We start from the raw sequence: 273 nt of genomic DNA, 5'->3' as shown, positions 1-273 counted from the left end.
CTGAGGGCTGATGAACCGCTACTTTATCCGGGGCGAGGGTCGCCGCGAACCACCGCGCCGCGCCTACGCTAGGATAGACCACATCGAGCCCGCCGATGATGAGGGTGATGTCGTCATCGCCTTCGATGCGGTCGATGCCGAATGGAACGGCTTTACCGGAAATGGTCCCTTCAGCCTCGAAGGACCTGGGGACGAGATCGCTTGGCTCTGGAAGCGCTGTTTCAAGGGCGGAGACATGCAGTTCGACGGGCCTGATCCCTTCGACGACCTGCC

At 61.9% G+C, this 273-nt stretch carries 1 protein-coding gene; it reads left to right on the top strand.

The annotated features are described in order from the left end of the window. Window positions 1–10 precede the first annotated feature (10 nt). On the top strand, window positions 11–273 hold a 263-nt coding region (locus ACM0OP_RS24440), incomplete at its 3' end, for a hypothetical protein (protein WP_414530988.1).

Origin of the sequence: Nodularia chucula CCY0103 (genome assembly GCF_963923915.1) — a bacterium.
Classification (GTDB): Bacteria; Cyanobacteriota; Cyanobacteriia; order Cyanobacteriales; family Nostocaceae; genus Nodularia; species Nodularia chucula.
The sequence above is the reverse complement of the archived record's forward strand: the minus strand, read 5'-3'. Positions and strand labels throughout refer to the sequence as shown.